Below are 14,589 nucleotides of genomic sequence, written 5' to 3' on the forward strand. Positions count from 1 at the left end.
ATGTTTTCAGTAGGCGTTGGTCCTAGTTCTTCGCATACGGTAGGTCCTATGCGTGCAGCTTGTGCGTTTGTTACGTCACTTAAAAAAAGCGGCAATCTTAAAAACGTTGCGCACGTAAAGGTTACGCTTTATGGCTCGTTGTCTCTAACTGGTCTTGGTCACGGAACTGATCGCGCTTGTGTTGCAGGTCTTGAAGGAAATCTTCCAGATAATGTAGACACTGATCACATGCTTACCATTCGTCAGGAATGTAAAAAGACTGGAACTTTAACGCTTGCAGGGGAGCATACTATTTCTTTTGACTACGACAAGGACGTAATTTTTGAAAAATGGATGCGAATGGTTGTTCATCCTAACGGAATGCGTTTTGTGGCAGAAGATGCTAATGGAAACAATATAGATGAGCAAGTATGGTACTCAATTGGCGGCGGATTTGTGCGTCAAGGTCATGCTGATGATGCAATGGTTGGCTTGCATGAGCGCGTTACTGAGCAGGATGATAATAATAACGTAAGTAATAGTGATAGTAGCGAAAATAGTAGCGAAAATAATAGCGAAAATAGTAATGACAATACGGAAAAAGTTTCAAATCAAACAAAAGATTCCACTGTTCCGTATCCTTTTACTTCATGCGACGAGCTTATAAATATTTGCCTAGAAAAGCATATGTCAATCAGCGATGTTGTTTGGCAGAACGAATTAGCTTTGCATGAAGGCGATGCTGACTACGTGCGCAACTATTTGCTGCATGTTTGGAAAGTTATGAGCAAATGTGTAGAAAATGGCTGCAACTCAAAGCAACCGATTTTGCCAGGTGGTCTTGATGTTCCTCGCAGAGCGCCTCGAATGTATGAGCGTTTAGCTGCAAATTCAGACATGCTTCGCAATAATCGTCGTCGTTCAGATGCTGCTTTAGAAAGTTCAGACTCTGCGTGGGTTAATCTTTTTGCGCTCGCTGTTAGTGAAGAAAACGCTGGCGGCGGACGTATTGTTACTGCTCCAACGAATGGATCTGCTGGAATTATTCCTGCAGTATTACAGTATTATTGGCGATTTGTTGATTCTGCTAATGAAGATGGAGTTGTGCGATTTTTGCTTGCTGCAGGTGCAGTTGGTTACTTATTTAAGCGAAATGCTTCAATTTCTGGTGCTGAAGTTGGTTGCCAAGGGGAGGTTGGTTCTGCCTGTTCAATGGCTGCTGCAGGATTGTGCGAAGTGTTGGGAGGAACGCCGGAACAGGTTGAAAATGCTGCAGAAATTGGCATAGAGCATCATTTAGGATTGACTTGCGATCCGGTTGGTGGCTTAGTTCAAATTCCTTGTATTGAGCGCAATGCTATGGCTGCAAATACTGCAATTAATGCTGTTCGAATGGCAATGCTTGGAGATGGTTCGCATATGGTAAGTCTTGATCAGGCAATTAAGACTATGAAAGAAACTGGTCATGACATGATGTCTAAATATCGAGAAACTTCAAAAGGTGGACTAGCTGTAAACGTTGTTGAGTGCTAATCTAGGACGAGTTAATAAGAGTTAATCTAAATGCATTTAGTAATTCTATAGGGCTGTGAAATCAGTCTATGCGAATGTTATACTATTGCAGATTATACTAATTGGAGTTTTTAAAAAGGAGGCAATATGGCACAGGATATGCCGGCAGTAGCTGCAGAATTTGGTACTACGCCAACGGTGACGTTCCCTGAATCTGAACCGCCAGCTGGTCTTAAAGTTGTTGAATTGGTTGAAGGTAATGGCCCAGTTGTTCGCGCTGGTGATACTGTAACTGTGAATTATCATGGTGTTGTTTGGGGCAGTGAAAAGCCGTTTGATTCCAGCTTTGCCCGCCACACTCCAGCCAGCTTCGGTATTGGCGTTGGTCAAGTAATTCAGGGTTGGGATCGCACAGTTCCTGGACACAATGTTGGATCTCGTTTGCTTATTTCGATTCCACCTGAGTATGGTTATGGTTCTCGTGGTGTTCCACAAGCTGGTATTGACGGTGGAGCAACTTTAGTATTTGTTGTTGATATTATTTCAACTCGTTGAGTGAAAAACGTGTGCGCTGTTTTATTTAAGCGCGCAAAGTATTTGACTCTGTAAGAGATTGTTGGATAGGGAGGTAGCAATGGCTGAGGAAAAAACTATTTTGCTTACGCAGGAAGCGTATGACAAGTTGAAGGAAGAGTTAGCGCATCGCGAAGGTGAATATCGTGAAGAAATTACTGAACGTATTGCTGCAGCTCGAGCTGAAGGTGACTTGTCGGAAAACGGTGGTTATCAGGCTGCTCGAGAAGAGCAGGGCAAGAATGAGGGTCGTATTAACGAGCTTATTGTAAAGCTTCGTAATGCTAAGATTCTTGAAGCTCCGAAAGCTGGAACTGTTGGAAATGGTTCGTTGGTTGTTTTGGAACTTGCTGGTCGCGAAATGACTTATGTTCTTGGATCTCGAGATATTGCTGTAGCTACAGATTACGACGTTATTAGTCCTGAATCTCCGATTGGTGCAGCGATTATGGGTGCTCATGCGGGAGATACTGTTAGCTATGCAGCTCCTAATGGCCGTGAGATTTCTGTGACTATTAAGGAATCTAATCCTCTTGCATAAGTAGGTTGTTTTAATAAAATAATTCTCCCCATCTGGTTATTTATGTATCAGATGGGGAGATTTTTTTTGGGGGTTGGGTTTTAGGTTTAATTAAATTTTTCTTAGCACTGTAACAACTTTGCCCATAATAGTTGCGTGTGAGCCGTCTATAGGAGAGTATGCAGGATTGTGAGGAATAAGCCAAACGTGACCATTGTCATTTCTGAAAGTTTTAACTGTTGCCTCGCTATCAAGTAAAGCAGCAACAATATCTCCATTTACTGCTTCGTGTTGTTCGCGCACAACAACATAGTCTCCGTCACAAATGGCAGCATCAATCATAGAGTCGCCATGAACTTCAAGCATAAAAAGATTACCTGTGCCGGTTAAACGTTCTGGTAAGCGCATAACGTCTTCAACATGTTGTTCTGCTGTAATTGGTATTCCAGCAGCAATGCGTCCAACTAAAGGTACATCTCTAGAATTAATAACAGAATCTGAATCATAAGCAGCAATATCAACAGATTTTGAATAACCTTTGTTGATGCTGGTATTTATTTTGCTATCAGATACAGAATCGTCAAGAATTTCAATTGCGCGCCCTTTATTTGCGCTAATTCGCAAAACTCCTTTTTCTTCTAGAGCGCGTAGCTGGTGTTTTACAGAAGATGGGCTTCTAAGTCCAACGGCTTCGCCTATTTCTCTAAAGGAAGGTGGAAAACCATGAATTTTGAGACTGTTTTGAATAGCGTTAACAATTGCACGTTGACGTTCGGTAAGTGATAATTCGTCAACATTGCTGAGGTCAATGCTGTCATTATTGTTGACGGCATTGTTGTTTGCTCTCTCGTTATTCATGGTGCTCCTTTCGATGTATTAATAATAACTCACTTCTTCAAAAAAATCAAACATCTGTTCGACACGCCGTTGCAACTGTCGAACAAATGTGTCATTATTGATACACCTGTTCGATAGAACAAATGTTCAATTGATTGATGGCGAAGGAAAGGATAGTTATGAATACGGCATCGAGGAACAATAATCGCATTAGTACTCGTTCAAAAAGAATCGCAACTAAAGCTGTTTCAGGTAGTAAACGAGCTTCTGCAATGCGCATTAGAAGGAATAGAGTGTTAAGAATTATTGTGCTTCTTATGTCAATAGCTGTATTCTGTGCTGTGTTCATGCCAAAAACTGCTGTTTCGGCTGTTCCTGAAAAGTTTATTACATATACTGTGCGCCCAGGTGACACATTGTGGAGTTACGCTTCAACAATTACTCCAAAAAACGGCGATATTGCAGATAGTGTAGAACGACTTATTTCCTTAAATCATCTTTCATCAGCCGATTTGGAAGTTGGACAGTCTATTAATGTGCCAATTGTTAGTTCAAATCAGTGATATTAGAAAAATAAAGTGAATATTTTTATATCGTGTTTCCTTAATTTCTAGTATGCTGAATATATGCATTGTCCTTTTTGTAAAAATTCAGATACGAAAGTTATTGATACTCGTATTAGTGAAGATGGTTATTCTATTCGCCGTAGACGTGAATGTCAGGTGTGCGGAAATCGTTTTACAACAGTAGAAACGACTCAATTGCTTGTAATGAAGCGTTCAGGATCTGTTGAGCCTTTTGATCGTGCAAAAGTCGTAGCTGGTGTTGGTAAAGCATGCCAGGGTCGTCCTATTAACGCAGAAGCGTTAAAAACATTGGGTATGCGAGTAGAAGCTGATTTGCGTGCGCGTGGTTTAGCTCAGGTAACTTCTGAAGAAGTTGGTAAAGCTATTCTTAAGCCATTGCGTGAATTAGATGAGGTTGCGTATCTTCGTTTCGCAAGTGTATACCAAAACTTCACTGGTCTTGAAGATTTTGAGCGAGCTATTGAAGATTTAAAGCGTAGTAAAGAAGAAGAGTAGTACTTTTACTAATACCGTTACTAAGACTTTTATATAGAGCTTACTTACTTAACTACATAGCAGCTTATCTATTTAGCAAATTCTCCTGTTATTAAATTAATAACAGGAGAATTTTTAAGTTTTTCTGCGTTTTATATTTTATTATTCAAAATCTGCATCATTTCTGGTGCGAATAATATGCAATCTTTGAGTTGGTCTCGTCATAGCCACATACAGGTTTGCTGCTGCAGCCAACCTAGAAGCAGCTTCTTGCTCAATTTTAGAAGGCTGTAGCACAATTACAGCATCATATTCAAGACCTTTTACCTCTTCTGCGGTAGAAACACTGCATTGGCAATCGTCTGCACTCTGTTGACTAATGTTATTCCACATTTTTTCAGGTAAAGCATTCTTTAATGCTTGATTTACTATTTCCTGAGTATGCTTCACCATGTCACAAGGAGCAATAATAGCTATGCGACCGCTACCATCTTCAGATATAAACTTTTTGAACAATTGAACACATGAATTAGCAAGAGTTGTATCAAGCTCATCATTAGATTCAACAATATCTGACATTAGAGAATCTGGAACGGATCTTACAGCATTAACTGTGGAAATATATAATCCAGAATTGGTTGCAATTTTGCTTGCAGCTTCGGAAACTTCGCGAGGATTACGATAATTAATCGTAAGTTCATAAAGATCCCAATTTGATTCGCCAAACATTGGATTCATATTTTTCTGCCAACGGTGTGTGCCGCCTAAAGCAGAAGTTTGTGCAACATCTCCAACAATAGTAAATGAGCGCGAAGGGCAGCGTCGTATAAGCATACGCCAGTCCATTGCTGTAAGCTCTTGAGCTTCATCCACAACTATGTGACCATAAGTCCACTCGCGGTCGGATGCGGCTTTACGCGCAAGCATACCAGCGTCGTCGCCCTGCAAATTATCAAGAAGCATATCTGCAGTTACAATGCCATTTCCTATTCCTGCCTGAGCCAAAGTATCTGCAGCGAACTGCTGTTCCTCAAGCTTCTTAGCCTGTAACGCTGCTCGCTGAGCATCAAGTTTTGGATCTGCTCCAAGCAATTCCATTGCTTCATCCAAAAGTGGAATATCAGATTTAGTAAGAGGGCTGCCTTTTTTACGAGTAAGAGCATTAATATCTTCCTCGCTAAGCCATGGAGCATATTTGCGCAATTGATCAGGTTTTGAAAAAAGCTGATCAATAAGCCATTGTCCTGTCATTGGGAGCCAAGCAAGATTTAGCGTAATTCGAAGCTTATCGTCCAAACGAAGTTGAGAAGTTATATCGTTTAATTCCGTTTGATCAGGAGTGTAGTCTAGCTGCTGCAGATAACGGTTCTTCAGTATGCTAAGCACTGTTTTAACAAACGTAGTTCTCGCTTGATTGTGCGTCTGATGAGTATGTTTTGCGTCTGCTTGAGCAATTTCAATATCTTCTTTTAGAAGAGGTACGCTTAATCCTCCAATATGTAATGTTGGAAGATTTTTAGGTACTCGAATACGAGCTGCAATAGCGTTTGCAATAACCGTTCGCATACGGTACATGCCTTTTAATTTTGCAGCATACGCAGAATCTTCACAAGTTGCGTGAATTCCAGGAATTAAATCCGCAATAGTACGGCTTACTACGCCAGTTTCGCCAAGAGATGGAAGAACTTGATCAATATAGCGCAAAAATGCGGAGCTTGGTCCAACAATAAGAACTCCAGAACGTTCAAGTTTGCGTCTGTGAGTGTACAACAAGTACGCTGCTCGGTGCAAAGCAACGGCTGTTTTTCCTGTGCCAGGCCCTCCTTGAACAACAATCGTGCGATCCAGAGGAGCTCGAATAATCCTGTCTTGTTCAGCCTGAATAGTTGCAACAATATCAGTCATTTTTCCGGTTCTGCGAGAACCCAATGAAGCTAACAGTGCACCTTCGCCTGTTAAAGTTCCTTGTTCAGAAGCTTTTCCTACTTCTTCCGAATGAATATCTAAAATTTCATCCTCAACGCCAACAACGTCTCTAAAACGAAGTGTAATGTGACGACGCATAACAATGTCGCCGTGATGCGAAGGAGTCGCTTCATAGAATGGTCGTGCTGCTTCGGCTCGCCAATCTGTAAGAATAGGATCGTGGTTTTCGCTGAGCAAACCAATGCGTCCAATGTATCGTCTAATACCTTCTGTGTTATCAAGTCGTCCAAAAACAAGCCTATCTTCAACAGCGCGCAACTGTGTTAAGCGATCCTCGTACATGGTTGCGAAAGAATCACGCTCTGTGCGTTGAGTAGGAGATCCGTGCGAACCTGCTGCGCGTACAGCATCCAAGCGTGTACGAATAGTGTTACGCAAGTCATCAAGTCGACTATAAGCACTGTCAACAGCCTGCTGTTCTTCGCTAAGTTGTGAGGAATAGGTAGACATACGCTTCCATTCTTAGTAAAATCTGCAGCCAAATCAAAGCCAATTTTTAGGCATTTAAGTATATCTCGAGGCATAAACCACTGATTTATTTCGTGTTGTAATCTAAATTAAAACAAGCTAAAAGTTTAGCGAATAATTGCGTTTTATTTTGCCGCAAAAATATAATCTAAACATATGTTTATAAGGGTTGATTTTGAATTATAAAGAGATAGAATTTTTGAGTTGTGAAGCATAAAACGATGAGGTTGACGCCTACGAGTTTGTTGCAACTTAAAATAAACAGAATGGCTTACTGCATCACTGTTGATGTAGCGAGTTTGTGATCAGAAAGGTAGTTCACATGAAGAAGCTTATTCTTGATTTGGATACTGGTGTTGATGATACCTTAGCAATTTCTTATGCTCTTGGTAGCCCTGAGGTTGAGCTGATTGGTATTACTGGTACGTATGGCAACGTTTTAATGGAGCAGGGCGTTCGTAATGCTCTTGCTATAACAGATTTATTTGGACATCCAGAAGTTAAAGTGTATCTTGGTTTGCCGCATGCGAGCAAGAAAGATTCGTTTGAAGTTCTGCCTATTTCTGCATTCATTCACGGTGACAATGGTATTGGCGATGTTGTTATTCCAGATTCAAAGCGTGAAGCTGAGTCTGAGCCAGCTGTTGATTTTATAATTGATGCAGTTAAGACTTATGGCAAGGATCTTATTTATGTTCCGACTGGTCCTATGACAAATATTGCTGCTGCATTGCATAAGGCTCCAGAAATCAAAGATGAAATTGGCAAGATTGTTCTTATGGGCGGCGCTCTTACAATTCATGGAAATGTAACTCCTTGGATGGAAGCAAATATTTCCCAAGATCCAGATGCAGCAGACGTCCTATTCCGTTCTGGCGCCCCCGTAACAATGGTTGGTTTGGATGTGACTTTGCAAACCTTGCTTACCTATAAGGAAACGCAACAGTGGCGTGATCTTGGCACAAAAGCTGGTAAGTTCCTTGCGGATATGACCGACTTCTACATTAAGGCTTACGAAACTACTGCTCCTCACCTTGGTGGCTGCGGTTTGCACGATCCGTTGGCTGTTGCAGTTGCTGTTGACCCAACGCTTGTTACAACTCTACCAATCAACATGCAGGTAGATGTTGAAGGCCCAACTCGTGGACGCACTATTGGTGATGTAACACGTTTGAACGACCCTGTTAAAACAATGCAAGTAGCTTTGGGTGTAGATGTTAAGCGTTTCTTGAACGAATTCATGACGCGAATTTCTAACTTGGCAAAAATTGCTGGCTGATTAAAACTTAATAACAAAATTTATACGTAATAAATGATTGGATTATTATGAATGAAAATGCAGCTGCTATTGCAGCAGACCCATACGAGGATCCAAAAACCCGCGATAAAGTGGCAATTTATTCTCTTATTTTGCTGCTTATTACGTTTATTCTTGGCACTTTGTGTTTGCAAGGCTTCAACTTGGTATTTAACCAGATTGGTAAAGCTGTTGGAGCGCCTGATCAGGCATCTCTTATTACAAGCTTACCGATTATTGTGTTAGGTATAGTTTGCTTTATTTATGGATCTTTAGGTGACTTTGTGTCGCTTCGTAGGCTTATAACAATCGGTCTCGTAACACTGTTTGTTGGATCTTTATTTGGTTTTATTGCAAACTTCTATTTCACTCCAAACTTGTGGACCGTTATTATTGCACGTATTTTGCAAACCGCTGGTGAGCAGGTTGCAGGATCTTCCTTCCTGGTTATTGCAACTAAGTATTTGCGCAATGACTTGAAAGTTATTTTCTTCGGGCTCTTTACTGCTGCCTATCAGCTTTCTGCTTCTATTGGCGTATTTGCTGCTGGCGCTCTTAGCTCTATTGCTTGGCAGTATTTGTTCTTGATTCCTGCAATTACTATTTTGTTCTTGCCGGTTCTTGTTAAGTGCTTGCCTACTAAGAATGGTATTGGCGGGAAGATTGATAAGCTTGGCTTCACAGTATTTGGTATTGCTGTAACGCTTCTTACGCTCTTCTTCTCTTATAAAGCCTGGGGACTGTTGCTTGGTTCTATAGTGCTTTTTGTTCTGTTTGCTTTCTACATTATGAAGGCGAAGAACCCATTCGTAACGCCAGCATTCTTTAAGAATAAGCGTTGGCTTTCTGGCATCGTATTGATCTTCATCTTCTACTTCACCAACTATTGCATGCCTCCTATTTACAATGTGATTGGCAGCGCTTTGTATCACATGAACACTTCACAGGTTTCTTCCTACCTTGTGTGGGCTTTTGTGTGCGCAGCAGTATTTGGTGTGTTCTCCGGTACGATTATTAGTCATATCGGCCGTAAAGCAGGTATTATTACAGCAGCATTCTTGATGATTGTTGGCTGGGTTGGTGCAGCTTTGCTTATCAACACTGATTTTATGTCGCTTACTATTTGCGCATGCATTTACTATGCAGGATGCGGCTTGATGTATTCTCCAATTGTTTCAACAGTTCTTTCTGCTCTTCCAGTTGAAGAATCTGGCCGTGGCTGTGGCATGAATGATTTAATTATGAATGTTACTGCTTCCATTGGTATTTCTCTCTTTAGTGGTTTCTTTGGTGGAGATTTATTCAAGGGATTCTCCTTCAGTGGTCTTAGCGGAAAGTATGCAGGTTATTCCAATTTGCTTATGATGGGTGCAGCAGTAGCCGTCATTGGTTTAGTGGTTTACTTGGTTCGCAGCTGCTTTATTTCTGAAAAGAAGGAAATTGCTGAAGAATAGTCTAAATAGGCTAATAACTAAGCAAAAATAAGAGTAGGCGGTTGTACAAAATACGTGCGACCGCCTACTCTTTTGTTAATTATTTTATGCTTCCAGTTTTCGCATTCGCTGTATGCTAATTGGGTAGGCTGTGCCAAGCTCTTGCGCCCAAAGTGACACATAAAACTCTTCACACATCCAGCGCAATCTTTCCGCAATATTTTCTGCTTCATCATGCGATGGTCCTGCAGGTAAAGATTTTGCTTTATCTTTAGCTTTTTCAACAATCTTGTTTGCTTCTTCAGCTTCCCAAGCCCAACGAACATCACGGTTTTTATCTGACTTAGCTTTATTAAGACGAATCACGTCAGCATGCAAATATTTTTCTATTCTAGGAAGTGAATCCGATGGGGCTTTAGCAATAAAACCTTCATAAACTAGGCTTGCAACATGCTCTCGAATGGACTGCAAAACCGATAGCATCGGCAAATCTGCTTTTCCAGAAACAGCTTTACTAACTTCCGCATCACGCTTTAATATAGCAATCACATCGTGAGCTACATCGTATACCGTATCCTCGTATATTTCGGAAATATTGGCAACAGTTTCGCGCAATAAATTGTCATCAGTAATATTGTCTGTGTTTGGAATCAGTCGTTTTACTGCTGCCATTTGCAAGTCTTCTGCTAAATCTTTAGAAGTTGAGTAAGGTGCGGCTGCAAGAAGTAAAGCTTCTGAACCAAGCCATCTGGAAGTAATACGCTTGTTGTCTAAATGCAACATGTTTAGCGCACCCTGCCATACCATTTGCGAGCGAGAAATATTAGTAGCGCCTGATTTGTGCAATAAATCAGCTCTTTCTACAACGTTTCCAGCTTGAGCTGCTTTACTTGCTTTACGATTTACAACCGCTCTAGCAGATTCTTGAGCTTCTTTTGCAAAGCGTTTTTGCAATGCAATTAATGACTTATCTGTTCCAAGAATTGTAGGTTTTACGCGATTAGCATAATTGTTTTTTACGGCAGTTTTATTGCGATTTGAGTTAGTTTTTCTTTCTTCAACGCTAAAAGTTACGCGCAAATATGGTGAAAGCCTTTCTATTTGCTCATCGTTAAACACTTCCGGATGAATCTGCGCGCCAATAACAGCAATAGCAGCTTTGGTAAAAACTTCGCGAAAATCAGGCCAAGAAGGAGCATTTATATCTTTATTAGTTTCTTCAATTCCAGGAAGAGTATCGTAATGCTCGTCAATCCAAGAACGAATTTTTTGCGCAGTATTAGGTGCTGGAACAAATTGCACTCGTAAAGATTTTGGCAAAGACTTAATCATTCCAATAATAAGCTCGTCCAACAAACCTGGAACATTCCAAGTAAACTCTTCAGACGTTAACCTGGAAAGCGCGTAAAGCGGTACATGCACCGTTACGCCATCCAAGGGATTGCTAGGATCATAAATATAGCTTAAGCGAAGTCTTATAGGTTCACCGTCAGTTCCAACAGTATTCCAATGGTCAGGATAATCCGCTAAATCAGTGCTTTGTGTAGTTTGCAAACGTTCAACTTCATCAGGATCAAAGTTGAGCATATTAGGATTTTCTTCCCAATTATCCTTCCACCATTTTGCAAGAGTTGCAATAGTGGTAGCTTCTTGAGGAATGCGAGTGTCGTAAAAAGTAAATAAATCTTCGTCGTTTACAGTTTCGCTTATTTGACGAGTGCGATTTGCTTGATTATCTGCATCGTCAAGCACATTGCGATTATTTAAAATAAATTCGTCGTGCTGGAAACGCTGCTGAATATCTCCTTCAACTAATCCTTGACGAATCATAATCATACGAGCTTCGTAAGGATTAACTCTAGCCCATTGAACCGTGCGATCTTTAACAATAGGTAATCCGTATAGCAATACTTTAGATTTTGCTACGGCAGCGCCTTTAGAAGCGCTCCAATGAGCGTCAGAATATGTGACTCTCGTAAGATTTTTAGCAAGAGGCTCAGCCCAAGCAGGATCAATTTGTGCGCAGTATCTTGCCCAAAGTCTTGAAGTTTCAACTAATTCGGTGCAAATAACCCACGAAGGAGTTGTTTTAGAAACTGCAGAAGCTGGAAAGATTGCAAATCTTGTGCCTCGAGAGCCTTGATAATCGTTTTTAGACATTTTTTGAGCGCGTTTCATAGCTCGAATTTTTGCAGTTCCACTTAATCCCGCAAAATCAGAAGCTTTAGGTTCACGCACTACTTGCATTCCCATCATAGAAAGCAATCCTGCAAGCATTGACGAGTGTATTCCTTGCGAATCCCAAGAACAGCACAAGCTGTGAGAAGCCTGCTGATTATTAGGAAGTTGACGAATTTCCAAAGATGGTCTTCTAACTGGGGTAGGGTCGCCAACTTTATAATGCAACTCTTTACACAAGTCTTGAAGTTGATTAACTAAATCTTTCCACTGTTTTAAACGCAAAAAGTGGAAAAATTCCGCTTTGCAAATTCTGCGAAGCGCATTGTTGCTCATATCTCCATCCGCTTGGAATAGGCGATCCCACATGTTAAGAGCAGTCAAAAAATCACTTGTTTCGTCTGCATAACGATTATGAAGCCTATCTGCTTCCTCGCGCTGTTCCTCAGGACGTTCGCGAGGATCTTGCAAACTTAAGAATGCAACAATTACAAGCACTGCAGCAAGAGTATTTGGAGTAGTTTTTCGCGCTGCTTCAACAATCATTCGTCCTAGTCGAATATCAATCGGCAGCTTAGAAAGCTCGCGTCCAACTTTAGTTAAAGTAATTACACCAGATTTTCTGCTTATTGCTCCAAGCTCGGTAAGTTCGTTAAAGCCATCGCTTACAGCTTTTATGTCTGGCGGATCAATAAAACCAAAATTAGTAATATCTTCGCCAGTTTTAGCAACACCAACCGAAAGCATATGCAAAACTACTGCACCAAGAGAAGTGCGCAAAATTTCAGGATCTGTAAAACGTGGGCGAGTTTCATAATCTTCGCGCGAATAAAGTCTAATAGCAATGCCGTCTGCGATTCGTCCGCATCGTCCAGAACGCTGATCTGCGCTCGCTTGAGAAATCGGTTCTATTGGAAGACGTTGCACTTTAGCAGACTTAGAATACCTGGAAATTCTCGCAAAACCGGGGTCAACAACGTATCGAATACCAGGCACAGTAAGAGAAGTTTCAGCAACATTCGTAGCAATAACAATGCGCTGATGAGAGTGTGATTCAAAAACTCTGTGCTGATCTTTTGAAGAAAGACGGGCAAAAAGAGGAACAATTTCAATAGCATCCGCTCGCTTCATATCACTTGCTCGCATGCCAAAATATGAACGTAAGCCATCTTCAAACTCTCGAATATCGCGCTCGCCGGAAGCAAAAACCATAATGTCGCGCGCGCCTCGATCGTGACTTGAATGAATTACCAACTGTGCGCATGCGCGAGTTACTGCAGAAGTCATATCTTCATCCGCAATATCATCACGATTGCTTTCGCTGGATTGACTTTCTGCAACAGTTTCCTCATCCATTGTTATATCTGCAAAGCCAGGAACATGTTTCATAAGTGAAGGAGCAGATCCAAGAGGTTCGTAAAGTACTTTCACAGGATACGTGCGTCCCGAAACTTCAATAACAGGAACTTTTATATGTAGAGCTTCTTCAAAATGATCGCGGAATTTAGCTGAATCAATAGTTGCAGACGTAATAATCAGTTTTAAATCTTGACGCTTTGGGAGCAAAGTCGTTAAGTATCCTAGAAGAAAATCAATATTAAGACTGCGTTCGTGAGCTTCGTCAATAATAATCGTGTCGTATCTAGTAAGAAGAGGATCGCGCTGAATTTGCGCAAGTAAAATACCGTCAGTAACAATTCGAAGCTTTGTTCTAGTTGAACTTTCGTCGGTAAAACGCACCTGGTAGCCGATTTCTTCGCCCAGTTTTACTTCCATTTCGCTGGCAATGCGCTCGGCTACGGTTCGTGCAGCTAAACGGCGAGGCTGAGTGTGTACGATTTGCTTACCTCTGCCGCCTCTTCCAAGCTCAAGCGCCATTTTTGGTATTTGCGTAGTCTTGCCAGAGCCGGTTTGTCCGGAAACAATCACAACTTGTGAAGACTTAATTGCTTCTACGATTTCGTCGTGTGCCGCGCAAATAGGAAGTTCAGCAGGGTAGTCAAATTTCATAATATGTTTATTTCTTTTCGTAGATATTTACTTTTTTAGTACTTCAATAACACGGTACCCTTTGGAACTAGCGTATTTTTCAACGCTATAACTTTCACCCAGATTCTCAGCAAGCCAAGTAATAAGTGAATCTGATCCAAGATTTTTTTGCACAACCAAGTATGCTGCTCCTCCTACTTTCAAACGAGGAATCCAAGTTAGCAAAATATTGTGCAATATTTCTTTTCCAACGCGAATTGGTGGATTAGACCATATAATATCAAAATTATTAAATTCTAAAGTATTGTTTTCTTTTAAAGCGTCATCTACTAAAGAAGTGTGAATATGCTTTAAGCCAGCGTTTTTTGCGTTTAATTCAGTAAGTTCCAGAGCTCTCTCGTTAACATCCACAGCAAAAATTTCTGCATTTGGAGACTCCAATCCTAAAGCGATGCTAATAGGGCCCCAGCCGCAGCCAATATCGAGGAATTTTCCTAACTCCGGAAGTTTTGGAGCATGTTTTAAAAGTACAGATGTGCCTAAATCAAGTCTTGAAGTGCTAAAAACTCCGTTAGAAACTTGCACGGTTATGTCATTGTCTCGTAAAGTTACGTGTAAAGTGCGACGCTCGTCAATCGATGAAGGCTCGGCTGAAAAGTATTGTTCGCCACTAATTTTTTGTTGCTTTTGTGTATTTTGTGGCTGTGCTTTTTTCGATTGCTGCTTACTCATAATTCACTATTTAATTGCTTTCGC

Annotated in this window: 11 protein-coding genes; 7 read left to right on the forward strand and 4 right to left on the reverse strand. The window is 41.0% G+C overall.

Annotated features, from left to right (window positions below):
* The 3 genes from ACLD6A_RS00725 (at position 1) to ACLD6A_RS00735 (ending at position 2,605) form a co-directional block, all read left to right on the forward strand.
* Positions 1-1,512, forward strand: coding sequence for an L-serine ammonia-lyase (locus ACLD6A_RS00725; protein WP_410313301.1), 1,512 nt, complete (start codon positions 1-3; stop codon positions 1,510-1,512).
* A gap of 126 nt (positions 1,513-1,638) precedes the next feature.
* Positions 1,639-2,046 (forward strand): FKBP-type peptidyl-prolyl cis-trans isomerase, encoded by a 408-nt coding sequence (locus ACLD6A_RS00730; RefSeq protein ID WP_004134690.1) that lies wholly within the window; start codon positions 1,639-1,641, stop codon positions 2,044-2,046.
* 79 nt (positions 2,047-2,125) lie between these two features.
* Complete coding sequence (locus ACLD6A_RS00735) at positions 2,126-2,605, forward strand: GreA/GreB family elongation factor (protein ID WP_004128294.1); 480 nt, start codon at positions 2,126-2,128, stop codon at positions 2,603-2,605.
* Positions 2,606-2,695: 90 nt separating this feature from the next.
* Here ACLD6A_RS00735 and lexA read toward each other — a convergent pair whose 3' ends face one another.
* Positions 2,696-3,442, reverse strand: coding sequence for a transcriptional repressor LexA (lexA, locus tag ACLD6A_RS00740; RefSeq protein WP_004134689.1), 747 nt, complete (start codon positions 3,440-3,442; stop codon positions 2,696-2,698).
* Positions 3,443-3,600: 158 nt separating this feature from the next.
* Here lexA and ACLD6A_RS00745 point away from each other — a divergent pair, with 158 nt between their 5' ends.
* Both ACLD6A_RS00745 and nrdR read left to right on the forward strand, forming a co-directional pair.
* Entirely contained in the window at positions 3,601-3,984 is a 384-nt protein-coding gene (locus ACLD6A_RS00745; RefSeq protein ID WP_410313302.1) for a LysM peptidoglycan-binding domain-containing protein, read from the forward strand.
* Positions 3,985-4,047: 63 nt separating this feature from the next.
* Positions 4,048-4,503 carry a transcriptional regulator NrdR gene (gene nrdR, locus ACLD6A_RS00750; protein WP_004134687.1) on the forward strand — a complete coding sequence of 152 codons (456 nt, stop codon included), beginning with the start codon at positions 4,048-4,050 and terminating at the stop codon, positions 4,501-4,503.
* A gap of 141 nt (positions 4,504-4,644) precedes the next feature.
* On the opposite strand, the gene ACLD6A_RS00755 is transcribed toward nrdR, so the two are convergent.
* A complete protein-coding gene (locus ACLD6A_RS00755) occupies positions 4,645-6,918 on the reverse strand; it encodes a HelD family protein (RefSeq protein ID WP_410313303.1) in 2,274 nt (757 codons plus the stop codon).
* A 340-nt stretch (positions 6,919-7,258) separates the two neighbouring features.
* Between ACLD6A_RS00755 and ACLD6A_RS00760 the strand changes: the two genes are divergently transcribed.
* Together ACLD6A_RS00760 and ACLD6A_RS00765 are read left to right on the forward strand one after the other, a co-directional pair.
* Positions 7,259-8,215: a nucleoside hydrolase gene (locus ACLD6A_RS00760; RefSeq protein WP_410313304.1), complete on the forward strand. Its 957-nt coding sequence runs from the start codon at positions 7,259-7,261 to the stop codon at positions 8,213-8,215.
* A gap of 47 nt (positions 8,216-8,262) precedes the next feature.
* On the forward strand, positions 8,263-9,687 hold the full coding sequence (locus tag ACLD6A_RS00765; protein WP_410295999.1) for an MFS transporter: 1,425 nt from the start codon (positions 8,263-8,265) through the stop codon (positions 9,685-9,687).
* Between the two features lie 84 nt (positions 9,688-9,771).
* Here ACLD6A_RS00765 and hrpA read toward each other — a convergent pair whose 3' ends face one another.
* Together hrpA and ACLD6A_RS00775 are read right to left on the reverse strand one after the other, a co-directional pair.
* The gene (hrpA, locus tag ACLD6A_RS00770; RefSeq protein WP_410313603.1) at positions 9,772-13,881 is read right to left on the reverse strand and encodes an ATP-dependent RNA helicase HrpA; all 4,110 of its coding nucleotides are present in this window, start codon (positions 13,879-13,881) and stop codon (positions 9,772-9,774) included.
* Entirely contained in the window at positions 13,882-14,565 is a 684-nt protein-coding gene (locus ACLD6A_RS00775) for a class I SAM-dependent methyltransferase (protein WP_410313305.1), read from the reverse strand.
* Positions 14,566-14,589: the final 24 nt, after the last annotated feature.

It is taken from the genome of Gardnerella sp. Marseille-Q9691 (assembly GCF_046507715.1).
Classification (GTDB): Bacteria; Actinomycetota; Actinomycetes; order Actinomycetales; family Bifidobacteriaceae; genus Bifidobacterium; species Bifidobacterium greenwoodii.